18 protein-coding genes, 1 tRNA gene and 1 pseudogene are annotated in these 21,836 nt (G+C 57.6%); 9 read left to right on the top strand and 11 right to left on the bottom strand.

The annotated features are described in order from the left end of the window. Positions 1 to 72 precede the first annotated feature (72 nt). Both ACTQ33_RS10025 and ACTQ33_RS10020 read left to right on the top strand, forming a co-directional pair. Positions 73 to 1,092: a nucleoside recognition domain-containing protein gene (locus ACTQ33_RS10025; protein ID WP_441464379.1), complete on the top strand. Its 1,020-nt coding sequence runs from the start codon at positions 73 to 75 to the stop codon at positions 1,090 to 1,092. Positions 1,093 to 1,127: 35 nt separating this feature from the next. After that, entirely contained in the window at positions 1,128 to 1,337 is a 210-nt protein-coding gene (locus ACTQ33_RS10020; protein WP_441464377.1) for a hypothetical protein, read from the top strand. A gap of 61 nt (positions 1,338 to 1,398) precedes the next feature. Here the strand turns inward: ACTQ33_RS10020 and secG are convergent, their stop codons facing one another. Next, positions 1,399 to 1,641 carry a preprotein translocase subunit SecG gene (gene secG, locus ACTQ33_RS10015; protein ID WP_441464375.1) on the bottom strand — a complete coding sequence of 81 codons (243 nt, stop codon included), beginning with the start codon at positions 1,639 to 1,641 and terminating at the stop codon, positions 1,399 to 1,401. A gap of 105 nt (positions 1,642 to 1,746) precedes the next feature. Further along, positions 1,747 to 2,871, bottom strand: coding sequence for a peptide chain release factor 2 (gene prfB / locus ACTQ33_RS10010; RefSeq protein WP_441464373.1), 1,125 nt, complete (start codon positions 2,869 to 2,871; stop codon positions 1,747 to 1,749). Between the two features lie 269 nt (positions 2,872 to 3,140). Here prfB and ACTQ33_RS10005 point away from each other — a divergent pair, with 269 nt between their 5' ends. Beyond that, a complete protein-coding gene (locus ACTQ33_RS10005; RefSeq protein ID WP_441464371.1) occupies positions 3,141 to 3,575 on the top strand; it encodes a hypothetical protein in 435 nt (144 codons plus the stop codon). Positions 3,576 to 3,724: 149 nt separating this feature from the next. Here ACTQ33_RS10005 and spoIID read toward each other — a convergent pair whose 3' ends face one another. After that, a complete protein-coding gene (gene spoIID, locus ACTQ33_RS10000; protein WP_441464369.1) occupies positions 3,725 to 4,723 on the bottom strand; it encodes a stage II sporulation protein D in 999 nt (332 codons plus the stop codon). Between the two features lie 173 nt (positions 4,724 to 4,896). On the opposite strand from spoIID, the gene ACTQ33_RS09995 reads away from it, so the two are divergent. Both ACTQ33_RS09995 and ACTQ33_RS09990 read left to right on the top strand, forming a co-directional pair. Next, the gene (locus ACTQ33_RS09995) at positions 4,897 to 6,276 is read left to right on the top strand and encodes a citrate synthase (RefSeq protein ID WP_441464367.1); all 1,380 of its coding nucleotides are present in this window, start codon (positions 4,897 to 4,899) and stop codon (positions 6,274 to 6,276) included. A gap of 122 nt (positions 6,277 to 6,398) precedes the next feature. After that, positions 6,399 to 8,072: a leucine-rich repeat domain-containing protein gene (locus ACTQ33_RS09990; RefSeq protein WP_441464365.1), complete on the top strand. Its 1,674-nt coding sequence runs from the start codon at positions 6,399 to 6,401 to the stop codon at positions 8,070 to 8,072. Positions 8,073 to 8,134: 62 nt separating this feature from the next. Here the strand turns inward: ACTQ33_RS09990 and ACTQ33_RS09985 are convergent, their stop codons facing one another. Genes ACTQ33_RS09985 through ACTQ33_RS09975 form a run of 3 tightly spaced genes read right to left on the bottom strand, consistent with a single transcriptional unit; the run spans position 8,135 to position 11,321 of the window. Then, positions 8,135 to 8,605, bottom strand: a complete 471-nt coding sequence (locus ACTQ33_RS09985) for a CinA family protein (RefSeq protein ID WP_441464363.1) — start codon at positions 8,603 to 8,605, stop codon at positions 8,135 to 8,137. Continuing rightward, positions 8,586 to 9,776, bottom strand: coding sequence for a tRNA uracil 4-sulfurtransferase ThiI (thiI, locus tag ACTQ33_RS09980; protein ID WP_441464362.1), 1,191 nt, complete (start codon positions 9,774 to 9,776; stop codon positions 8,586 to 8,588). Before thiI ends, ACTQ33_RS09985 begins: the two co-directional genes overlap by 20 nt. 21 nt (positions 9,777 to 9,797) lie before the next feature. After that, entirely contained in the window at positions 9,798 to 11,321 is a 1,524-nt protein-coding gene (locus ACTQ33_RS09975) for a YifB family Mg chelatase-like AAA ATPase (protein WP_441464360.1), read from the bottom strand. 375 nt (positions 11,322 to 11,696) lie between these two features. Here ACTQ33_RS09975 and nifJ point away from each other — a divergent pair, with 375 nt between their 5' ends. Further along, positions 11,697 to 15,239 (top strand): pyruvate:ferredoxin (flavodoxin) oxidoreductase, encoded by a 3,543-nt coding sequence (gene nifJ, locus ACTQ33_RS09970; RefSeq protein WP_441464358.1) that lies wholly within the window; start codon positions 11,697 to 11,699, stop codon positions 15,237 to 15,239. A gap of 225 nt (positions 15,240 to 15,464) precedes the next feature. Here nifJ and ACTQ33_RS09965 read toward each other — a convergent pair whose 3' ends face one another. Further along, entirely contained in the window at positions 15,465 to 16,241 is a 777-nt protein-coding gene (locus tag ACTQ33_RS09965) for an IclR family transcriptional regulator (RefSeq protein WP_441464356.1), read from the bottom strand. 171 nt (positions 16,242 to 16,412) lie between these two features. Between ACTQ33_RS09965 and eda the strand changes: the two genes are divergently transcribed. The 3 genes and pseudogenes from eda to ACTQ33_RS09950 all read left to right on the top strand — a co-directional run bounded on the left by eda (position 16,413) and on the right by ACTQ33_RS09950 (position 19,906). Then, positions 16,413 to 17,060 (top strand): bifunctional 4-hydroxy-2-oxoglutarate aldolase/2-dehydro-3-deoxy-phosphogluconate aldolase, encoded by a 648-nt coding sequence (eda, locus tag ACTQ33_RS09960; RefSeq protein ID WP_441464354.1) that lies wholly within the window; start codon positions 16,413 to 16,415, stop codon positions 17,058 to 17,060. Next, a pseudogene (locus ACTQ33_RS09955) lies at positions 17,053 to 18,074 on the top strand (PfkB family carbohydrate kinase). Before eda ends, ACTQ33_RS09955 begins: the two are co-directional and overlap by 8 nt. Before the next feature lie 272 nt (positions 18,075 to 18,346). Beyond that, complete coding sequence (locus ACTQ33_RS09950; RefSeq protein WP_441464352.1) at positions 18,347 to 19,906, top strand: AbgT family transporter; 1,560 nt, start codon at positions 18,347 to 18,349, stop codon at positions 19,904 to 19,906. A gap of 63 nt (positions 19,907 to 19,969) precedes the next feature. Here the strand turns inward: ACTQ33_RS09950 and ACTQ33_RS09945 are convergent, their stop codons facing one another. The 4 genes from ACTQ33_RS09945 to ACTQ33_RS09930 form a co-directional block, all read right to left on the bottom strand. Next, positions 19,970 to 20,887 carry a DNA/RNA non-specific endonuclease gene (locus ACTQ33_RS09945; RefSeq protein ID WP_441464350.1) on the bottom strand — a complete coding sequence of 306 codons (918 nt, stop codon included), beginning with the start codon at positions 20,885 to 20,887 and terminating at the stop codon, positions 19,970 to 19,972. Then, on the bottom strand, positions 20,884 to 21,282 hold the full coding sequence (locus ACTQ33_RS09940; RefSeq protein ID WP_441464348.1) for a hypothetical protein: 399 nt from the start codon (positions 21,280 to 21,282) through the stop codon (positions 20,884 to 20,886). Before ACTQ33_RS09940 ends, ACTQ33_RS09945 begins: the two co-directional genes overlap by 4 nt. Continuing rightward, complete coding sequence (locus ACTQ33_RS09935; protein WP_441464346.1) at positions 21,279 to 21,674, bottom strand: Fur family transcriptional regulator; 396 nt, start codon at positions 21,672 to 21,674, stop codon at positions 21,279 to 21,281. The genes ACTQ33_RS09940 and ACTQ33_RS09935 overlap by 4 nt, the downstream gene beginning before the upstream one ends. Positions 21,675 to 21,758: 84 nt before the next feature. Further along, positions 21,759 to 21,833, bottom strand: a tRNA-Cys gene (locus ACTQ33_RS09930). Between the last annotated feature and the right edge of the window lie 3 nt (positions 21,834 to 21,836).

The raw sequence follows: 21,836 nt of genomic DNA, 5'->3' as shown, positions 1-21,836 counted from the left end.
GACTCGGTAGATACATATGCGCCCAGGCATAGAAAGTTGTCCCCGGCGTATACATGCCGTGAGGTGAGTTGTGTGGATCGTCCCGTTTGGAAACAAACTTCTTTTTATGGTTTTCTCCTGCTGTCGGCCCTGCTGGCCCTGTGGCTGGCCGATCCGGCCGCCACGTCGGCCAGCGGTCGGGCCGTTTTGGAACGGTGCGCCGCTGTGGTGGTGCCGTCCCTGTTCCCCTTTTTTGTACTGACCAATCTGCTGGTCCGCCGGTCCTATCACCGCTATGCCGCTTCGGCCCTGGGCCGGTGGATGGAGCCGGTACTGGGGGTTCCCGCCGACGCGGCGGGCGCACTGGTGCTGGGTGCCCTGGGCGGCTACCCGGTGGGGGCCGCCGCTCTGTTTCGCCTCTACGACCAGAAACAGCTGTCGGCCCGGCAGGTCAGCCGTGCTCTGTCCTTCTGCAACAACGGCGGCCCCGGGTATATTCTCGGTGTGGTGGGTCTGGGTCTTCTTGGCAGCGTCCGGCTGGGGGTGACGCTGTGGGCGGTCCATATTCTGGCCGCGGTGCTGACCGGTATCCTGCTGCGGCCCCGCACTTTGGAATCATCCCGGGCCATCGCACCGGCGGACACAACCACCGGTCCCTTTGCCGTCGATTTCATCCGCTCGGTTCAGGACGCCGCTGTAACCTGTCTCTATCTCTGTGGATTTCTCGTCTTTTTCGGCGTGCTGCTGGGCACCCTCTCCCGTCTGCTGCCGCCCCTGCCCGCTCTGACTGCTGCCGGTGTGCTGGAGCTGTCCACCGGTATGGCGCTGCTGACAGAACAGGGGCTGCCGGTTCCTGCGGCCATGGTCTGGGCCGCCGCTTTTCTGGGCTGGGGTGGATTGTGCGTCCACTGTCAGGTTTTGTCCCTGCGGGGAGACCGCCCCATCCAAATGAGGTACTATTTCCTGGGGAAAGGGCTCCAGTGTCTTCTGTCGGTGGCCCTGGTGCGGCTGCTGACGGTCCGGGACCCGCTGCCCCTGCTGGCAGTCCTGTTGGCCGCTCTGCTCCCCCGGCTGACAAAAACCTCTTGGAAATTTCCCGCCCGTCCGGTATAATGGACCCAGAAGACTGCGCCGCAGGAGGGATACCCATGGTCTTTCGCAAAAAAATCAGCCATTACTGCGCCTACTGCGCCCACGCCGGACGCATTGACGAGCACCAGTTGATCTGCTCCAAAAAGGGCATTGTCGCCGCCGCCGACCAGTGCTTCCGCTTCCGGTACGACCCGCTGAAGCGGGTTCCGCCCCGGCCCAAGGCCCCGGCGCTGAAACGGTACGACGACAAGGATTTTCAATTATAGGCAAAAAATCTCCGGCAACCGCAGTTGCCGGAGATTTTTTATCCATTCATGATTCGATGCCTTACAGCAGGTTCAGCAAAAAGGCACACACGACAAAGATGCCGGCCAGCCACTTGGTGGCACGGGCAACCTTGGCATCCCAGGTATGGCTTCTGTTCTGGCCCAGGAAGGACTCAGCGGCAGAAGAACCCACCAGCGTGCCGGACAGGCCCTCGCTCTTACCGGACTGCACCAGAACGGCCAGGATCAGCAGCACAGCGCTGATAATCAGAACGATGGTGACTAAAATCGCGGGAACGCTCATAACTTCCTCCAATCATCGGCGGACTGCGCCAGCCGTTCATTTTTTCGCATGGATTATCATACCACACCAAATTTCAAAAAGCAAGGGGAAATCCCGACTTTCCCGTTATTTGGTGACCCAGGTGTTGGTGGCGGCGCAGGTCAGATAGGCGTTGATGAAACCGTCCAGATCGCCGTCCATGACGGCGTTGATGTTGGAGGACTCGTAACCGGTGCGGGTGTCCTTGACCAGCTGATAGGGCATGAAGACGTAGGACCGGATCTGGCTGCCCCATTCGATTTTCAGCTGCACACCTTTGATATCAGAAATTTTCTCGGCATGTTGCTGCATTTTCAGCTCGATGAGCTTGGCTCGCAGCATGCGGAGGCAGGATTCCTTGTTCTGGAACTGGCTGCGCTCTGTCTGGCAGGACACCACAATGCCCGTAGCGTGGTGAATCAGACGGACGGCGGAGGACGTCTTATTGATGTGCTGACCACCGGCGCCGGAGGAACGGAACACCTGCATCTCGTATTCGTCGGGACGGATTTCCACATCGGTGCAGTCGTCGGGCAGGTCCGGCATAACCTCGGCGGCGGCAAAAGACGTCTGACGGCGGGCGTTGGCGTCGAAGGGCGACACCCGGACCAGGCGGTGGACGCCGTGTTCGCTGCGCAGATAGCCGTAGGCGTTGGGGCCCTCAATCATGATGGTGGCGCTCTTGATACCGGCTTCATCGCCGTCCTGGTAGTCCAGGGTCTTGCAGGAGAAGCCATGGCGCTCGGCCCAACGGGTATACATACGGAACAACATCTGCGCCCAGTCCTGAGCCTCGGTGCCGCCGGCGCCGGCATGGAGGGTAACAATGGCGTTGTAGGCGTCGTACTCCTCCGTCAGCAGCGTCTCCAGGCGGGCGCTCTCCATGGCCGTCTCCAGGGCCTCATAGCCGGTGGTCAATTCCTCCAGCATGGAATCGTCGTTCTCCTCCAGCGCCATCTCGCAGATGGTCAGCAGGTCTTCCCAGTTGGTGCACATTTTCTGGTAGCGCTCAGCCTTGGTCTCCAGCTGACGGGCCCGCTTCATGACCTTCTGGGACAGCTCCTGATTGTCCCAGAAACCGGGGGCTTCAATCTGTGCGTGGAGCCGCTCCAGCTCCTCGCCGTCGGCCTCCAGATTCAGAGAGACCGCCAGCTCGTCCAGCTTGGGCTTCAGCGCCGTCAGTTTTCCTTTATACTCCTCAAATTGAATCATGGTACTCACACACTCACTTTGCACATAGTTGGAACAATTATACCGGAAAAACCACGGCCTGTAAAGAGGAATCTGGAAAGGCCACAGTCTCTATGGATTTTTTTGCTTCTGTCATCAATACTTTTAAAGTAACGCAAACAAGAGAATCGACCGTTTCCCGCCATCCTGTAAAATAAAAGGGAAACCGCTAGAGTTTATGGTTTGAACATGATACAATAAACTACAAACCAGCATGAGTAATCAGAAATTGCAAAGGAGAAGAACCTGGGATGGATATGCAAAAGTTAATTGAAAAGAGCATCTCGATTGCTCCGGAAGAGTTTTATCTGATTGAGTCAGATTTGTTTATTCAATTATCTAATATGCACGAAAAGCCCGGCTTTGTTGTTGCATTTTTAGAATTGTCCTCCTGGATGGGGACCTCCTTGAGAAGCGGTGTTTGGACTTATTACGAAGCAGCGGAACGAGAGGCAATTCATAAAACGATAGAGTATTTACATCAGTTTGCACCCAGCGAAGAACTCAGTAAAATGTATGTTTTGGGCAACCATGATTATCATGATGCAGCATATCAAACTGATTTCAATTATCCGCAGGCGTGGCTTGAGGAATCCGAGCTAATTGATCAATGGATATTTGAAAACGAAAAGGAAATTATTCTTTTTTTACAAAATATTTTACGAATGCACATTGGTTGCTTGTAAGCCTGAAATTCACCTTGATTGCGCTGTTTACCTTGCAGAACTGCCCAAAACTGAATACTGGCCGTCCATCCGCAGCCATTGAACGCAGTAAGTCTTGACTAAAGAAGATTTGCTGCGTTTTTGCTGCCCGTTTGGCAGTTGCCGCGCTCCTACGGCAGTACCGTCTCCATGTCCACAATGTCCACGCCGGTATAGTAGTGCTGCAAAATTTCCTGCCACTTGCTGCCCTCCTCGGCCATGGCCGCCGCCCCGTACTGGCTCAGGCCCACCCGGTGACCATACCCCCGGGTATAGAAATCCACTGTCTCCGCCCCTACCGTTACGGAAAACCGGGTGGACCGCAAGTTGAAAAGACTGCGGACTTCGGTCCCGGTAAAGGTCACGCCGCCAATTTCCACCGTCTCCACCCCGCCGCCGCTGCTGCGCACAGCCGTTCCGAACCACTGTCCCCCGTCCTCCGGCAAAACGGCTCCCGCCGCTTCCACGGTTTGGCGGAACACCTCCCGCTCCACTGAAACCACGTCCTCATAGGGCGGCGCGTCCTCCTCGCCGGGGCTTTCCACCGACTGGAGATACGGCACCTCATTCCCCCAGACGGCCACGGCGTCCTCGGTGACGCCGCCGGAACAGGAGAAATAAACCGCGTCGATGAGCGCGCCGTCGTAGGTCAGCACTTGGCCGTCGGTGGCTTCCACCGCCGCTCTTACCTTATTATATATAGCATCGTACTCCGTGCCCATTCGTTCCGCCGCCGTCTCCGGCGACAGATATGCCTGACAGCATCCGCTGTCGTCACAGACGTCTGCCCCGTCATGCTTCCCCCCCAGCATCTGCTTGCAGGTAAACGTCCGGGCCGCTACCGCCTGTGCTTCCAAGGCCGCCTGGGGAAAAGATGCCGGCATCTCCCCCATCACCACCCCTGTCAGATAGTCGTCCAGGGACACCGTCTCCACACCGTCCGCCGTGGACAGCCGGACGGACTGTGACCCGTCGGCGGTTTCGGCGGTTGCGGATGGCGCCGGCTCCATAACCACCGGCTCCGGCGTTGGTTCCCGGGGCGCCGTCACGGTCTCATAGGCCGTCAGAACCGCCGCCGCCAACCACACCCCCAGGGCTGCAAGACATCCTGCAGAAATCGCTCGTCTCATAGCATTTCCCTCCATTTTGCAAGTTGCATTTCAGAATTATTCATTTCTTTTCTTTTATTTCTTTATCAGATAAAATATTTTTGCAATATTTGTTTTAATTCTATCAATTATGACGTTGACGGACTGATATTTATCTGTTATACTGTATTCAAATTTCAAGGAGGATGAAGCACATGGACATCAATACTGCATATTCTGAAAAAAATCGTGAGTATATGCGCAGCCTTTTCGCCGGGATCGACCGCAACACCTCGGAAGCCCTGTCCAGAATGATGCGGGATAATGTGGATGTTAAGCGTGGTCTGCGCAATGCCGACGGCACCGGCGTTATGATCGGCTACACCAAAGTGGGCAACGTCCTCGGTTACTCCATTCTCGACGGCGAGCGGATTCCCATGGAAGGTCACCTCTCCTATGCCGGCTACGAGGTTTCGGAGCTGGTAGAGGGTTACCGCAAGGAAAACCGCTTCGGTTTTGAAGAGACGGCGTTTCTGCTGCTGCTGGGCCGCCTGCCCAATGCTGAGGAGCTGGACATGTTCCAGAACTTCCTCTATGACAACATGGCCCTGCCCGATAACTTCACCGAGGATATGATCCTCAAGCATCCCTCCCGGGATATCATGAACCAGCTGGGCCGCGCGGTCCTGGCCCTCTACTCCTCGGACCCCAACCCCGATGAGACTTCTCTGGAGAACATGGTCCGCCAGTGCTCCCAGCTGATCGCCCGGTTCCCCATCATCATCGCCCATTCCTATGCGGCGCGGCAGCACTATTTCAACGACAAAAGCCTCTATCTGCACCGCCCCGTCAAGGGCCTGTCCATCGCCGAGAACTTCCTGCGGGCCATCCGCCCCAGCCAGAAGTACACCGATGAGGAGGCCAAGCTCCTGGACCTGTGCCTGGTGATCCACGCCGAGCACGGCGGCGGCAACAACTCCACCTTTACCTGCCGCGTCCTGTCCTCCACGGGCACCGATACCTATTCGGCCATCTCCGCCGCAGTGGGTTCCCTGAAAGGCCCCAAGCACGGCGGCGCCAACAATCAGGTCATGACTCAGTTTTCCGAAATCAAGGCCAACGTGAAAAACTGGAAAGACGACAACGAAGTATCCGACTATCTGCGTAAGATTCTGCGCAAGGAAGCCGGCGACGGTTCCGGCCTTATCTACGGCATGGGCCACGCCATCTACACCATTTCCGACCCCAGAGCCACGCTGCTGAAAAAGTATGCCCGTTCTTTGGCCGAAAAGACCGGTCTGCTGGAGGAATTTGAGCTGCTGGAGTCCATCGAGCGGCTAAGTCCCGACCTCTTCGCCGAGGTCACCGGCAAAAAGAAAGTCATGTGCGCCAATGTGGACTTCTACTCCGGTCTGGTCTACACCATGCTGGGCATCCCGCAGGAACTGTTTACCCCCCTGTTTGCCATGGCCCGGATCACCGGCTGGTGCGCCCACCGCATCGAAGAGGTCATGACCAGCGGCCGCATCATGCGTCCGGCCTACCGCGCCATCTTCACCCATCAGGATTATATCCCCCTGGCCGAGAGAAAATAGTCGTCATCTGGGACGCCGCGCAACGATGCGGCGTCCCGTTCTGCGTTCCGGCGCCGTAACTTGACACGTTTCCACCATGCAGGTATAATGATATGGAGTTTATATTGGATTGGAGCTGCATTATGAAGCGTTTGCTGAAAATCATCATCCCCATCCTGCTGGTGGTGCTGTTGTTGGCCGGAGCCATTTTGTTCCTGTTGGTCTTCCGCCCCGATATCACCCAGGAGTTTTTCATGAACCGCGCCGACGCCGCCCTGGCCGAAGGCAATTACTCCAGCGCCGTCACCAACTACCGTCGGGCCGGTATTGTCTCCTCCGACAACCCGGAACTTGCATTGAAGCTGGCCCAGGCCTATGAGGGCTCCGGAAATTTCACCAAGGCCGAGTACACCCTGGTCACCGCCATCACTGCCAATCCCAGTGAACTGGACCTGTATCTGGCCCTGTCCCGGGTCTATGTCGCCCAAGACAAGCTCTTGGACGCCGACCAGATGCTGACCCGGACGGCAAACGAGGAAATCCGCGCCCAATTGCAGGAGCTGCGGCCCGACGCCCCCGTTTTGCAGCCGGAACCGGGCTATTACACCGAATATATCGACGTATCCCTGTCCTATTCCGGCCACAATGCCTATCTGTCCACCCAGGGCTGCTATCCCTCCATGGACGATGAGCTGTACACAGAGCCGATCCATCTGCCCGCCGGTGAAACAACGGTGGTCGCCATTGTGGTCTCCGAGGACGGTCTGGTCAGCCAAGCCGTCACCGGTACCTACACCATCGGCGGTGTCATTGAGGAGGCCACCTTTGCCGATGAGGCTGTGGAAAGCGTCGTCCGGCAGATGTTGGGTAAGGAGGACGGCACCCCCGTCATGACCAACGAATTGTGGTCTCTGACCACGTTGGAGCTGAACGGCGACGTCCGGAATCTCTCCGATCTGGAGCACTGCACCGGTCTCACCTCTCTGACCATCCACGACGCCTATGGCATGGATTTCTCCATTCTCTCCAATCTGACCAATCTGGAAACGCTGAATCTGTCGGGCTGCACCGTTTCCTCCGGCGGTTTGTCGGCCATCGCCCAGCTGCCGAAGCTCAAGACGCTGTCGCTCAGCGGCTGCACCCTCACCGATGTGTCGGCCCTGTCCCCCCTGGTCACGTTGGAATCTTTGGACCTGTCGGGCAATGTCATTTCCGACATTTCCTCCCTCAGCAGTCTGACAGCCCTCAAATCGCTGAATCTCAGCTCCAACACGTTGACCACCATTGCCCCCCTGGCTTCCATGGAAGCCCTGGAGACCTTGGATATTACCGGCAATCAGGTCAGCAGTCTATCGCCCCTGAGCAACAAAACAACTCTGACCTCCCTGCTGGCCAAGCAGAACAAGCTGGTGGATTTGGCCCCCCTGGCCTCCTGCACCGCCCTGGAGACGGTGGACGTGTGCAACAACACAGTGGTGGACCTGTCCCCCTTGGCGAAGCTTTCGTCTCTACAGACCCTGAAAGCCGACTATAATGCCATCGTCTCCCTGCCGGACTTCTCCGCCGCCGCATCGTTGACGCATATTTCCGTGGCCCACAACACCATCACCAGTGTGTCGGGTCTCAGCAATCTGCCCATCCTCAACTATGTCAACATCGACTATAATCAGGTCAGTGATTTAAGTCCCCTGACCAGCTGCAATAATCTGGTGCAGGTGGACGCCTTCGGCGATCCGGTGACCGATGTGAGCAAGCTCCAGGGAATGGGAATCATCGTCAACTACGATCCCACCGCTACCACCACCACAACCGAATAATCGTAAAAAAGAACCGTGCAGTCGAACTGAACTGCACGGTTCTTTTTGTTAGATTCCATTATTTAAAGGGCGTCGGCCAGCAGAGCCAAGGCCCGTTCACAAGCTGCCTGCCGGATGGCTGTCCGGTCGCCGGACAGGTGGAGTTCCTCGCAGATGGTCCACCCTTCTCCGGCCAGTGCCACATAGACCAGCCCCACCGGGCGACCGGATTCGTCGGAATCGGGGCCTGCCAGCCCCGTAATGCCGATGCCGAAGTCAGCCTTCATGCCCGCCCGGATGCCCTCGGCCATCTGCCGGGCCACCGGCTTGGACACCGGACCCAGCGTATCCAGGTCCCGTTGGTCCACGCCCAGATAGCGGTGTTTCACGGCACAGCTGTAGCTGATGACGCCGCCGGGGTAGACGGCGGAGCTGCCTGCCACATCGGTCAGCAGCTTGCCCAGGAGACCGCCGGTACAGGACTCCGCTGTGGCCACGGTCTTCTCCGCCGCTTTCAGGGCGGCCACCACCGATTCAGCCGTTGCCGCCGCCATGGTATCGCACCGTCACTTTCTCCGTATTCTCGATGGCGTGGGCCACCAGACCCTCCACATCCATTTTGGCCTCGATGGCTTCCACCTCCCGCAGAGAGGGCTTCGTCTTGGGATGCCGGGGCGTAAAGACGGTGCAGCAGTCCTCATAGGGCAGAATGGACGTCTCCAGGGTGCCGATTTTCTGAGCAATGGCAATGATATCCTTTTTATCCATACCGATCAGCGGATGGAACAGCGGCATATCCACCACAGCGCCGGTGACGGCCATGGCCTCCATGGTCTGGCTGGCCACCTGGCCCAGGTTCTCACCGGTGACGAGACACTTGCAACCGTCCTGCCGGGCAATTTTTTCGGCAATGCGCATCATAAAACGGCGCATGATAATGGTAAAATACTCCTCGGGGCACTGGTCCCGGATGACCTCCTGCACTTTGGTGAAGCCCACCACATTGACGGTCATCCGGCCGCTGTAGCGGGTCATGAGCCGGGCCAGCTCCAGCACCTTTTCCTTGGCCTGCTCGGACGTATAGGGATAGGAGAAGAAGTGGATGGACTCAATTTCCACGCCCCGCTTGGCAATCATATAACCGGCCACAGGGCTGTCGATGCCGCCGGACAGCAGTACCGCGGCCCGGCCGCCCATACCCGTAGGCAGGCCACCGGCGCCGGGCTCGGCGGGACCGTGGACATAGGCCGCCTGCTCCCGGACCTCCACATACACTGTATAGTCCGGGTTGTGAACATCTACGGCCACTTGAGGGAACGCCTCGGCAATCCGGCCGCCGATCTCCTGGGACAGCTGAATGGAAGTCATTGGGAACCGCTTGTCGGCCCGCTTAGACTCCACCTTGAAACTCCGGGCCATGGAGAGGTCATCACCCAGATAGTCCTCCACCGCCTGGAAAATGGCGTCCAGGTTCTTCTCACAGGGGCGGCACCGGCAAATAGCGGCGATGCCGAACACCGTATGACAGGCATCCCATGCGCCATCCACATCGCAGTCATCGTTCTGCGGCTCCACGTAGATGGTGGACTGGGCAATGTGGACATTGAAACTGCCGTAAGGCCGCATCCGGCGGGCAATATTGGATTTCAGTTTATTTTCAAAGGAAAAGCGGTTGAGGCCCTTCAGCACAACCTCGCCCAGCTTCAGCAGAAAAATCTCGTTCATAGTCATAATTCCTTCCGTTGGTTATGGTTGCGTTCCATCAAAACGGAACGTCCGGTAGCGAATGGCCTCGGCAATGTGCTGGGGTCCAATCGATTCGCTGCCGTCCAGGTCGGCCACGGTCCGGGCCACCTTCAAAATACGGTCATAGCTGCGGGCCGTCAGCCCCAGCCGTTCAAAGGCCGCCTGCATCAGCGATGCGGAAGCCTCGTCCAGACGGCAAAACTCCCGCAGCTCTGCCGGTCCCATTTGGGCATTGCAGCTGTGCTCCCCCGGTCCAAACCGGTCCTGCTGCCGCTTCCGTGCGTCGTTGACCCGCTGCCGGATGGCCGCCGACGGTTCCGCCCGTTCTTCTCCCGTCAGGTCCGTGAAGGGCAGGGCCGGAATCTCCACCATAATGTCGATTCGGTCCAGCAGCGGCCCGCTGATGCGGCTCAGATAGCTGCGCACCGACTGGCGGGAACAGGTGCAGCGGCCGCCGGGATCGCCGTACCAGCCGCATTTGCAGGGATTCATGGCGCACACCAGCATAAACTCGCTGGGATATGATACGGTGCCGCTGACGCGGGAAATGGTCACCACACCGTCCTCCAACGGTTGGCGCAGCACCTCCAGGGCGTCTTTGCGAAACTCCGGCAGCTCATCCAGAAACAGAACGCCCCGATGGGCCAGGGAGATTTCACCGGGCCGGAGGGTGGTGCCGCCGCCGCTGAGTCCCGCCGGAGAAATGGTGTGATGCGGACTGCGGAAGGGCCGTTCCGTCACCAAGGGCGACTCCGGCTGCACCAGTCCCAGGATGGAGTGAATCTTGGTGACCTCCAGGGACTCCGTCCGGGTCATATCCGGCAGAATCGACGGCAGTCGTTTGGCAAGCATACTCTTGCCGGAGCCCGGCGGCCCCACCAGCAGGATATTGTGTCCGCCTGCGGCTGCCACCTCCAACGCCCGTTTGCCCCCCTGCTGCCCTTTTACGTCGGCATAGTCCAGATGGGTTCCCGCCGATGGGGCCGGCGTCCACACCGGGGCCGGTTCCATCCGCTGTTCGCCCCGCAGATGGGCCGCCAGCTGCCGGACCGTCTCCACCGGGTACACCGTCAGGCCGTCGGCCAGGGTGGCCTCAGCGGCATTGGCGGCAGGCAAATACAGCGCCTTGATACCGGCATCCCGGGCCGCCATGGCCATGGGCAACACGCCTTCCACCGGCCGCAAGCCCCCCTCCAAGCTCAACTCCCCCAAAAACGCCGACGGCTCCGACGGCAGCTTGACGCAGTCTGTGGCCGCCAGAATGCCCAGCAGAATGGGCAAATCATAGATGGTGCCGGACTTTTTGGTGCCCGCCGGGGCCAGATTCAGCGTAATGCGGCTGACGGGAAAACGGAAGCCGCAGTTTTTGACCGCGGCCCGGACCCGGTCCCGTGCCTCCTTGACGGCGGCGTCGGGCAGACCCACCACATCAAATCCCGGCAGGCCGTTGGAAATATAGCATTCCACCTGAACCTCGTAGCCGTTGAGACCCGTCAGGCCCAGGGAACGGACGCTGCACAGCATACAGTTCCCCCCTCTTGGGCGCACAGCACCCAGAATACATGGTTTACTATACAACAGACCCGCTGAAATTGCAATGACAGGCAGTAAAAACCGCACCGCGGTCCCAATGCCTTCAGCGCGAACACTTACATCGGCATGCTCCTGTATGCTTTGGCGTGCGGCTGCCTGTTCCTTGGCCAACTCCGAAAGCATGATGGGCCGCCGGTTTGTCTTTTCACAGTTCTTCCATCATGTACCAATGTTCGCCGCCAGCCGTCAAATTATCTATTAGGTCGATAAAAAAATATTAATTTATAAATCACAATTTACAGCCGGGAAAAAGTGTGCTAGAATGTATTCGATTGAGATTACTATACTTTTAGGAGGTATATCAAGTTGTCCAGACATTTTAAAACCATGGATGGTAACAACGCTGCGGCCTATGTGTCGTACGCTTTTACCGAAGTGGCGGGCATCTACCCCATCACCCCTTCCAGCCCCATGGCTGACTACGTCGACCAGTGGGCCGCCCAGGGCGTTAAGAACATCTTCGGCACCACCGTCAAGGTGGCTGAGATGCAGTCCGAGGCCGGTGCTGCCGGTACCGTGCACGGCTCCCTGGCCGCCGGCGCCCTGACCACCACCTACACCGCTTCTCAGGGCCTGCTGCTGATGATCCCCAACATGTACAAGATCGCCGGTGAGCTGCTGCCCACCGTGTTCCACGTTTCCGCCCGTACTGTTGCCGCTCAGGCCCTGAACATCTTCGGTGACCACTCCGACGTCATGGCCTGCCGTCAGACCGGTTTTGCTATGCTGGCTGAGGGCAACGTGCAGGAGGTCATGGACCTGGCTCCCGTGGCCCATCTGGCCGCCATCAAGGGCCGCGTCCCCTTCGTGAACTTCTTCGATGGCTTCCGTACCTCCCATGAGATCCAGAAGGTCGCCATCTGGGACTACGAGGACCTGAAGGAGATGTGCGACATGGACGCCGTCAACGCGTTCCGCAAGCACGCTCTGAACCCCGAGCATCCCAACACCCGCGGTTCCCACGAGAACGGCGATATCTTCTTCCAGCATCGTGAGGCCTGCAACAAGTACTACGACGCTCTGCCTGCCATCGTCGAGGAGTACATGGGCAAGATCAACGCCAAGCTGGGCACCGATTATCAGCTGTTCAACTACTACGGCGCTCCCGACGCGGACCGCGTTCTGATCGCCATGGGTTCCTTCTGCGACGTGGCCGAGGAAGTCATCGACTACATGAACGCCCACGGTGAGAAGGTCGGCCTGGTAAAGGTCCGTCTGTACCGTCCCTTCTGCGCCGACAAGCTGCTGGCTGCCATCCCCACCACCGCTACCAAGATCGCCGTCATGGACCGCACCAAGGAGCCCGGCGCTCTGGGCGATCCCCTGTACCTGGATGTCGTGACCGCTTTCGCCAACGCCGGCCGCAAGGCTACCATCGTCGGCGGTCGTTACGGTCTGGGCTCCAAGGATACTCCTCCCTCCTCCGTGTTCGCTGTCTACAACGAGCTGAAGAAGGACGAGCCCAAGCGTCAGTTCACCATCGGTATCGTGGACGATGTCACCCACCTGAGCCTGCCCGAGACCGCTGCCCCCAACACCGCTGCTGAGGGCACCATCGAGTGCAAGTTCTGGGGTCTGGGCGGCGACGGCACCGTCGGCGCCAACAAGAACTCCATCAAGATCATCGGCGACCACACCGACAAGTACGTGCAGGCTTACTTCCAGTACGACTCCAAGAAGACCGGCGGCGTGACCATCAGCCACCTGCGCTTTGGCGATCACCCCATCCGTGCTCCTTACTACGTCAACAAGGCCGACTTTGTCGCCTGCCACAACCCCTCCTACGTCACCAAGGGCTTCAAGATGGTCAACGACGTCAAGCCCGGCGGCGTGTTCATGATCAACTGCCAGTGGAGCGCTGAGGAGCTGGCTCATCACCTGAACGCTGAGACCAAGCGTTATATCGCTGAGAACAACGTCCAGCTGTACACCATCAACGCCATCGATCTGGCCGCTCAGATCGGCATGGGCAAGCGTACCAACACCATCCTGCAGTCTGCTTTCTTCACCCTGGCTAAGGTCATGCCCCAGGAGCAGGCCATTGAGTACATGAAGGAAGCCGCCAAGAAGTCCTACCTGAAGAAGGGCATGGATGTCGTTGAAACCAACTGGAAGGCCATTGACGCCGGCGCCACCGCCTTCGTCAAGATCGACGTGCCCGCTGACTGGGCCAATGCCGTCGACGCTCCTGTGGAGCACAAGCTGGAAGGCAAGCCCGAGCTGGTCAAGATGGTCAAGGAGATCACCCTGCCCGTTGCCAACATGAACGGCGACAGCCTGCCTGTCTCCGCTTTCGTCGACCATGTGGACGGCCAGTTCGAGCAGGGCGCTTCCGCCTACGAGAAGCGCGGCGTTGCCGTTATGGTTCCCACCTGGGATTCCAACAAGTGCATCCAGTGTAACAACTGTGCCTATGTCTGTCCTCACGCTGCCATCCGTCCCTTCGCTCTGACCGAGGAGGAGGCCAAGAACGCTCCCGCCTCCACCAAGATCGTGCCCATCAAGGCCGGCAAGGGCAAGGGTGTTTACTCCTTCGCCATTGGCATTTCGCCCATGGACTGCATGGGCTGCGGCGTCTGTGCAGGCGCTTGCCCCGAGAAGGTTCAGGCCCTGAAGATGGTTCCTCAGGAGCAGGAGCTGGCTCAGCAGGACGCTTTCAACTACCTGGTTGCCAAGGTGGCTCCCAAGGCCGACATGGGCTCCAGCAAGAACGTCAAGGAGTCCCAGTTCCTCCAGCCCATGCTGGAGTTCTCCGGCTCCTGCGCCGGCTGCGCCGAGACCAGCTACGCTCGCCTCGTGACCCAGCTGTTCGGCGAGAGCATGTACATCTCCAACGCCACCGGCTGTTCCTCCATCTGGGGCGGCCCCGCTGCTACCTCCCCCTACTGCACCAACTTCGAGGGTAAGGGCCCCGCTTGGTCCAACTCCCTGTTCGAGGACAACGCCGAGCACGGCTACGGCATGCTGCTGGGTCAGGCCGCCATCCGCAACCGTCTGGCTGAGAAGGTCAGAGAGGTTATGAAGAAGACCTCCAACGAGGAGCGCAAGACCCTGTGCAAGAACTATCTGGACACCATGACCGATCTGAAGGCCAACGGCGCCGCTGCCAAGGCTCTGATCGCCAACCTGGAGTCCGACGTCTGCTGCGATACCGTTAAGGAGATCCTGCAGGATAAGGAGTACCTGGCCAAGAAGTCCGTCTGGATCTTCGGCGGCGACGGCTGGGCCTACGATATCGGCTTCGGCGGCGTGGACCATGTGCTGGCCAGCGGCCAGGATGTGAACATCTTCGTGTTCGACACCCAGGTGTACTCCAACACCGGCGGTCAGGCTTCCAAGGCTTCCAACATCGGCCAGGTGGCACAGTTTGCCGCTGCCGGTAAGGACATCAAGTCCAAGTCCCTGTCCGAGATTGCCATGACCTATGGCTACGTCTATGTTGCTCAGGTGGCTATGGGCGCTGATCCCGCTCAGACCCTGAAGGCCATTGCGGAGGCTGAGGCCTACAACGGTCCTTCCCTGATCATCGGCTATGCTCCCTGTGAGATGCACTCCATCAAGGGCGGCATGCAGAACTGCCAGAAGGAAATGAAGCGTGCCGTCGACTGCGGTTACTGGAACATGTTCCGCTACAACCCCGCTCTGAAGGCCGAGGGCAAGAACCCCTTCACCCTGGATTCCAAGGAGCCCGCTGGCGGCTACCAGGAGTTCCTGATGAACGAGGCCCGCTACTCTTCCCTGACCCGCAGCTTCCCCGAGCGTGCCACCGAGCTCTTCGCCAAGTCCGAGGAGCTGGCCAAGGAGCGCTACGAGCATCTGATGCGTCTGAAGGCCCTCTACGAGGTGTAAATTCAAACGCATTCCGGCAAATAACACATGGGGCCCGCACCAAGTGGTGCGGGCCCTCAATTTGTCTAGAAACCCAACTGCGCTTGCAGCGCAGCCGGGTTCCCAGGTATAGACGTTTGACAGACCGATACGCCGGCACATGAAAATTCTGTGCCGGCGTATCGGTCTGTCATTGCTTGATTTGACTTGTGCTCTGTTGTAAATCACTCCGAAAAGAAGTTCCAATCACATTGACCCGAAATATCCCATCATTCCTGCGATTGTACTGCCCGCCTGTAAAAGCGGCTGCGTTAACTGCTCCATGTCGTGAAACAGCGGATGTTGCTGCGGAACGCTGACGGACAGTGCACCACATACCTTTCCCATATGGTCGTGAATCGCCGTGGCCATACAGCGAACCCCCGGCTCATTTTCCTCCAAATCCAATGCATACCGCCGTTTCCGGCACTCTGCCAAGTCCTGTTGCAGCTCCGGCAGCGAAACAATGGTGGCTGCCGTATAGGCCTGAACGTTACTCCGCTGCCAAATCGAAGCCACCTGTTCCTCCGTCATATAGCTGAGCATCGCTTTCCCACTGGCCGTACAATACAACGGCCGGTGCATTCCAATCTGCGACGCCATTCGGACCGAGTGGGACACCGCTTCCACCTTATGTACATAGACGATGTCTGTGTCTTCGCGAATCACCAGGTGTACCGTCTCCTGCAATTGCTGGCTCAGCTGCTCCATGGGATGCCGTGCCACCCGCACCAAATCCAATCCGTCTACAATCATGCTGCTAAGCGTACAGAGTTTCGTTGTCATGTAATACCGTCCAGTGACCGGCTCCTGCCGCACATAGCCGCGCTGCATCATAGCCTGCAGCATTCGGTGAATGGTGCTTTTATTCAGTTTGGTCTGTGCCACCAAATCTCGAATCGCCAGTCCCTCGGGTACAGCACACAGATGTTCCAGAATCTCAAATGCTCGGTCCAGCGACTGAACGCCTTGTGTCTCTGCCATAAACTCCCTCCATGTTTCATTATATAAAACAGATACTCTTATTATAGGAAATCTCACAAAATTTGCAACGTTTTTTCTAACGATACAACCTTGCAATTCTACAAAATCGTGCTTATAATAAGCTAAAATATAAAACGCTGTTTTATAATATAAAACATAGGAGGGTTTTTTATGGATTCCATTGCACTGCGCATTACCACACTTGGCGTCGTTCCAGTCATCCAATTGCATCATCCTCAACGGGATGCCATACCGCTGGCACAGGCATTGATTGCCGGCGGGCTTCCTGTGGCAGAGGTCACCTTCCGTGCTGCCGGTGCCGCCGACGCCATTGCCGCCATGGTCCAGGCCTATCCGGATATGCTTGTGGGCGCCGGTACCGTTTTGACCGAAGCGCAGGTGGATGCGGCTCTGGCTGCCGGTGCGCAGTTTATTGTAACGCCCGGTCTCGATGCACAGCTGGTACAGTATTGCCAAAAGAAGGGCATCGCCATTTTCCCTGGCTGCACAACCCCCAGTGACTACCATACCGCCCACCGTCTGGGACTGGAGGTCCTCAAGTTTTTTCCCGCGGAGCAATCCGGCGGTTTGGCAAAAATCAAAGCCATGAGCGCACCGTTCCCCATGTTCCGCATTATGCCTACCGGCGGTATCTCTCTGAAAAATCTGCGGGAATATCTCTCCTGCCCTGCCATCTGCGCCTGCGGCGGCTCCTATATGGTTACCTCTGAACTGATTGATGGTCAAAAATGGTCTGAGATCACTGATCTGTGCAAAGCATCCGTCCAAATTGTAAAGGAGGTCCGCTCCCATGGCTAAAGTTGTAACATTCGGAGAGCTGATGCTGCGCCTGGCCCCCAACGGGTACTATCGTTTTTTCCAAAATGATCAGATGCAGGCCACCTTTGGCGGCGGCGAAGCCAATGTCGCCGTTTCCCTGGCCAACTATGGCGTTGACAGTGTCTATGTGACAAAACTGCCGTGTCATGCCATTGGACAGGCTGCCATTGATTCCCTGCGCTATTTCGGTGTAGATACCAGCCGGATTGTCCGCGGTGGCGATCGGGTGGGCATCTACTATCTGGAAAAGGGCGCTTCCCAACGCGGCAGCGTCTGTATTTATGACCGCGCTCACTCTGCCATTGCAGATGCCTCCCCTGAAGATTTCAATTGGGACGTCATTTTCGCCGACGCCGACTGGTTCCATTTTACCGGTATCACACCGGCTCTGGGCGGCCATCTGGTGGAGATCTGCAAAGCCGCCTGTACTGCCGCAAAAGCCCATGGTGTCAAAGTTTCCTGTGACTTGAACTATCGCGGCAAGCTGTGGACCCGCGAAGCGGCTCGCACAGCAATGAGCGATTTGTGTCAGTATGTGGATATCTGTATTTCCAATGAAGAAGATGCCAAGGATGTGTTCGGCATTGAAGCAGCAGAGACCGACATTTATGGTGGGAAACTGAATAAGGATGGCTATCGAAGTGTGGCGCAGCAGCTGGCCGAACGGTTCCATTTTGAAGCGGTAGCCATCACGTTGCGCACCTCACTATCCGCCAGTGACAATCATTGGGCGGGTATGCGTATGACGGTCAGTCATGCTACTTCTCCAAAGAATACCATCTGCACATTGTTGATCGTGTCGGCGGTGGGGATAGCTTCGGCGGCGGTTTGATCTATGCGTTCTTGCAAGGCAAATCCCCCCAAGACGCCATTGAGTTTGCCGTAGCTGCTTCCGCACTCAAGCACTCTGTTGAGGGTGACTACAACCGTGTCTCTGTAGCTGAAGTGGAAAAGCTGGCAGCAGGAGACTGCTCTGGCCGCGTACGGCGGTAAGACAGAAACGCGTTGACAGTCTCTATCCGAGCCCTCTACATATTTTTCTCAATCATCTTGGAGCCCGCACCATCTGGTGCGGGCCCTTTTTGGGTATAGGTACCGCGATTTGGGGAACAACAATATCAACAACTTACTCGTCTTTCCTTTGGCTGTTTCTCCGAAATCTTAGATGGGATTTGTGAAAGAATGCTATTTTTTCAGCGCCAAACTATGATTGCCGAGTCCCGACTTGAAAAACCGGGATATCCTATATTGCAAGGTGAGAGAGAATGTCTGATAAGAATTCTTCCAATAAGATCAGTCTCTACAACCGTTGGCTCAATGGCATCGAGGCTGTGGGCAACAAGCTGCCCCACCCCGTCGCCCTGTTTGCCATGCTGGCTCTGCTGATCATCCTCATTTCCGCCGTCTGCGCCGCCCTAGGCGTTTCGGCCACCGGTGAACTGGTGTCCGGCGGCGAGCTGAAAGTCACCACCGTTAGGGCGGTCAGTCTGTTGACCAAAGACGGTCTGTCCTACATCTTCAGCAACGCCGTCCAAAATTTTACCAGCTACGCTCCCCTGGGCATGGTGCTGGTGGCCATGCTGGGTGTGGGCGTGGCGGAGCACTCCGGCCTGGTCAACGCCCTGTTGAAACGCACGGTACAGGCGACCCCCAAGCGGCTGATTACCCCTGTGGTGGTCTTCCTCGGCGTCATGTCCAATGTCGCCTCCGACGCGGGCTACGTCATTTTGATCCCCCTGGGCGCCATGGTCTTCCGGGCCTATGGCCGTCATCCCATGGCTGGTCTGGCCGCCGCCTTTGCCGGTGTGTCCGGCGGCTTTTCGGCCAATCTGCTCATCGGTACCCTGGACCCTCTGCTGGTGGGCATCTCCCAAACAGCGGCCCACCTCATTGACCCCTCCTACCATGTCAACGTCATGGGCAATTACTATTTCCTCTGTTTCTCCACGGTGTTAATTATGGTACTCGGTACCATCGTTACCGACAAGATTGTGGAGCCCCGTCTGGCGGCCTTTGGCGGCCATGTGCCGGCCGAGGAGGATGACTCCCTGACCACGGTCACCGCTTTGGAAAAAAAGGGCCTGCGCCGGGCCGGTATCGTCATGGCGGTCTATCTGCTATTGGTCGCTGCACTCTGTCTCCCCTCCGGTTCGTTCTTCCGCAACGAGGCCGGTGAACTGCTGGGCAAGGCGTCCCCCTTTGTGGACGGCATTGTGGTCCTGATCGCTCTGCTGTTCTTCCTGCCTGGTGTGGCATTCGGCCGCACCGTCGGCACCTTTCCCAACCACCACGCCGTATGCGGCGCCATGAGCAAGTCCATGGCCTCCATGGGTTCTTTCCTGGCCCTGGCCTTTGTCTCTGCTCAGTTTATCAACTATTTCAATTACACCAGGCTGGGCACCATCATCGCCCTCAGCGGCGCCGCCTTCCTCCAGGATGCCAATATCGGCCTGATTCCCCTGATTGTGGTCTTTATTCTGTTCTCGGCCTTTATGAACCTGTTTATGGGCTCCGCCTCCGCCAAATGGAACATCCTGGCCCCGGTATTTGTCCCCATGTTTATGCTGCTGGGGTACCGGCCGGAGCTGTGTCAACTTGCGTACCGCATCGGTGATTCCAGCACCAACATCATCACCCCCCTGATGACGTATTTTGCTGTCATTGTCACCTTTGCCCAGCGCTACGACAAAAAAGCCGGTATCGGCACCATCACCGCCACTATGCTGCCCTACAGCATTTTTTTCCTGGTGTTCTGGACCATCACCTTTGTGCTCTGGCTCACTCTGGGCCTGCCCATCGGCGTCGGCACCGGCGTCCATCTGTGATATCTGCAAAAAAACACCGAAGTCTCCTTAGAAACTTCGGTGTTTTTTACATTTTATGAATTATTATGGCTTACAGCGGCCGCAGGGGCTGTAGCCCTGTGCCACCAGCTCCTCCCGGGTGCCGGTGTACTCCTTCCGGTTCTCTGGACCGATATCCGCCGCGCTGGAGCAGTCCGGGTAATGGAATTTCATGCTGTTGGTATTCAAAACGTATGCCGTGCCCTGGGGGTCCTCCTCTGCCGGTTCCTCCGCCGGAGCACCCTCCTCGCTGAGCCAGCTGTCTCCTGTGGCATAATTGATGGTAATGCCGGGTTGAACGTTATAGGCGTAGACACAGAAGCAGACGCCCTCTCCCCCATCCTCCACGGACCATCCTTCCATCAAAACACCGTCCGCCACCAAATTGGCATCGGTGAACACCGGCGTCACCCGGTACAGCACGTGGTTGTCCGTCTCCTGCACATAGTCGGCCACCATGTTTTCAAAGGGCAACATTCCCTCGATATTCAAATACCGGGTACCGGTGATGAGATTCTCCTCGTTGGCGTTCTCACCCGTCAGCTGATATCCCAGCAGATGACAGCGGTTATAGAGATATTTGCCGTCCACAATGTCATATTTCACCGTTTGCCAGCCGGAGGGCTTCACTTGGCCAATGGAGCCCCGATCCTCTGTAGGCATCAGGTCCTGGCCCACCGACGCCATGGCCACGCCGCAGCGCCCCAAGGCGTCCAGCGGGCTGTAGGACTCATAAGAGTCCGTGGTCAAATCCCCTTCCGTAAAATATGGTACGTTGTCGTGGATTGCCACATAGGCCGCGTCGCTGTAGGCCGGAACTTCATCGGCAGAAAACGTGCCGCCCACCAGATCTCCGCTTATCGTCTGCTGCGGCTGATCCTCGGCCGGAATCCCGGTGCAGCCGGTCAAGGGCACCGCCGCCACCAGTACCGTCAGCATCCATGTCATCATCGTTTGTTTCATGGTTCGTATACCTCCCTGGTGATTTTGGGGTGAGAACTGCCGGGAAACTCCGACCGTTCCCGCAGCGTCCAATGGTCCAATTGCAAATCCAGCACCCTGTCGGTGGGATAGACCCGATTCCATCGATAGACAATGAGGCGGTGTATCCGGGGCGCTGCCGGGCCCAGAGGCGGCGTTTCCACAAAGCAGACGCCGTCCTCCGGCGTATCCCTCAGGACGTCCTCTGTCACAGCCAGCGCCGTCTCCGTTGGAAACAACGGCACCGACTGGGGCGCCACATACAAAATACCCTTGCTGTCCTTCATCAGATGGGCCGACACCACGCGGTCCCGGCTCTGTCGGCGGCCATTGAACTGCATACCGTTTCTGTCATCGAGACAAACCAGCACCGTCATGTCTGCCCCTCCCCTTCCTTGGGGCTTGCCTCCCGCTTCCGGCGGCACGCTTCACAGCGATACAGCAGACGCAAGTCATATCCCAGCAGCAACTCCGGGACACGTTCCTGAAACTGCTGGATCATATCTCCCAGGTCAATGTCCAGCAGTGCGCCACAGTCGGCACAAATCAGGTGGTCGTGCCGTATCCGGCGGTCGTACCGGTCGGGCTGTCCTTCCACAGTGACTTTGTGCACCATTCCGGATTGACTCAGCTTTTTCAAATTATTATAGACCGTCGCCAAAACGATGGTGGGATAGCGCTGCTTCAGCGTGGCGTAAATTTGCTCCGCCGTCAGATGGCTGCGGGAAGATTCAATCAGCTCAAAGATCGCCTGTTCATACTTTGTCATAGGTACCTCACTTGCTTGCACGAAATGGGATGATATAACATATGACGCTGCGCAAAAAAAGACACACCATACGGTGTGTCTTTTTGGAGGTGCCACCCAGATTCGAACTGGGGAATAAAGGTTTTGCAGACCTTTGCCTTACCACTTGGCCATGGCACCGTA

The organism is Candidatus Avoscillospira sp. LCP25S3_F1, assembly GCF_052117125.1.
Classification (GTDB): domain Bacteria; phylum Bacillota; class Clostridia; order Oscillospirales; family Oscillospiraceae; genus Avoscillospira_A.
Note: the sequence above shows the minus strand (reverse complement) of the source record. Positions and strands in the feature narration are given on the sequence as shown.

Excerpts from the sequence above, each read along its gene's own strand:
- ACTQ33_RS10020 (WP_441464377.1), top strand. The coding sequence starts at position 1,128 with ATGGTCTTTCGCAAAAAAATCAGCCATTACTGCGCCTACTGCGCCCAC.
- ACTQ33_RS09990 (WP_441464365.1), top strand. The coding sequence starts at position 6,399 with ATGAAGCGTTTGCTGAAAATCATCATCCCCATCCTGCTGGTGGTGCTG.
- ACTQ33_RS09945 (WP_441464350.1), bottom strand. The coding sequence starts at position 20,887 with ATGAAACAAACGATGATGACATGGATGCTGACGGTACTGGTGGCGGCG.
- ACTQ33_RS09995 (WP_441464367.1), top strand. The coding sequence starts at position 4,897 with ATGGACATCAATACTGCATATTCTGAAAAAAATCGTGAGTATATGCGC.
- spoIID (WP_441464369.1), bottom strand. The coding sequence starts at position 4,723 with ATGAGACGAGCGATTTCTGCAGGATGTCTTGCAGCCCTGGGGGTGTGG.
- ACTQ33_RS10005 (WP_441464371.1), top strand. The coding sequence starts at position 3,141 with ATGGATATGCAAAAGTTAATTGAAAAGAGCATCTCGATTGCTCCGGAA.
- ACTQ33_RS09965 (WP_441464356.1), bottom strand. The coding sequence starts at position 16,241 with ATGGCAGAGACACAAGGCGTTCAGTCGCTGGACCGAGCATTTGAGATT.
- ACTQ33_RS09950 (WP_441464352.1), top strand. The coding sequence starts at position 18,347 with ATGTCTGATAAGAATTCTTCCAATAAGATCAGTCTCTACAACCGTTGG.
- thiI (WP_441464362.1), bottom strand. The coding sequence starts at position 9,776 with ATGAACGAGATTTTTCTGCTGAAGCTGGGCGAGGTTGTGCTGAAGGGC.
- prfB (WP_441464373.1), bottom strand. The coding sequence starts at position 2,871 with ATGATTCAATTTGAGGAGTATAAAGGAAAACTGACGGCGCTGAAGCCC.
- ACTQ33_RS09940 (WP_441464348.1), bottom strand. The coding sequence starts at position 21,282 with ATGACGGTGCTGGTTTGTCTCGATGACAGAAACGGTATGCAGTTCAAT.
- eda (WP_441464354.1), top strand. The coding sequence starts at position 16,413 with ATGGATTCCATTGCACTGCGCATTACCACACTTGGCGTCGTTCCAGTC.
- ACTQ33_RS09935 (WP_441464346.1), bottom strand. The coding sequence starts at position 21,674 with ATGACAAAGTATGAACAGGCGATCTTTGAGCTGATTGAATCTTCCCGC.
- secG (WP_441464375.1), bottom strand. The coding sequence starts at position 1,641 with ATGAGCGTTCCCGCGATTTTAGTCACCATCGTTCTGATTATCAGCGCT.
- ACTQ33_RS09985 (WP_441464363.1), bottom strand. The coding sequence starts at position 8,605 with ATGGCGGCGGCAACGGCTGAATCGGTGGTGGCCGCCCTGAAAGCGGCG.
- ACTQ33_RS09975 (WP_441464360.1), bottom strand. The coding sequence starts at position 11,321 with ATGCTGTGCAGCGTCCGTTCCCTGGGCCTGACGGGTCTCAACGGCTAC.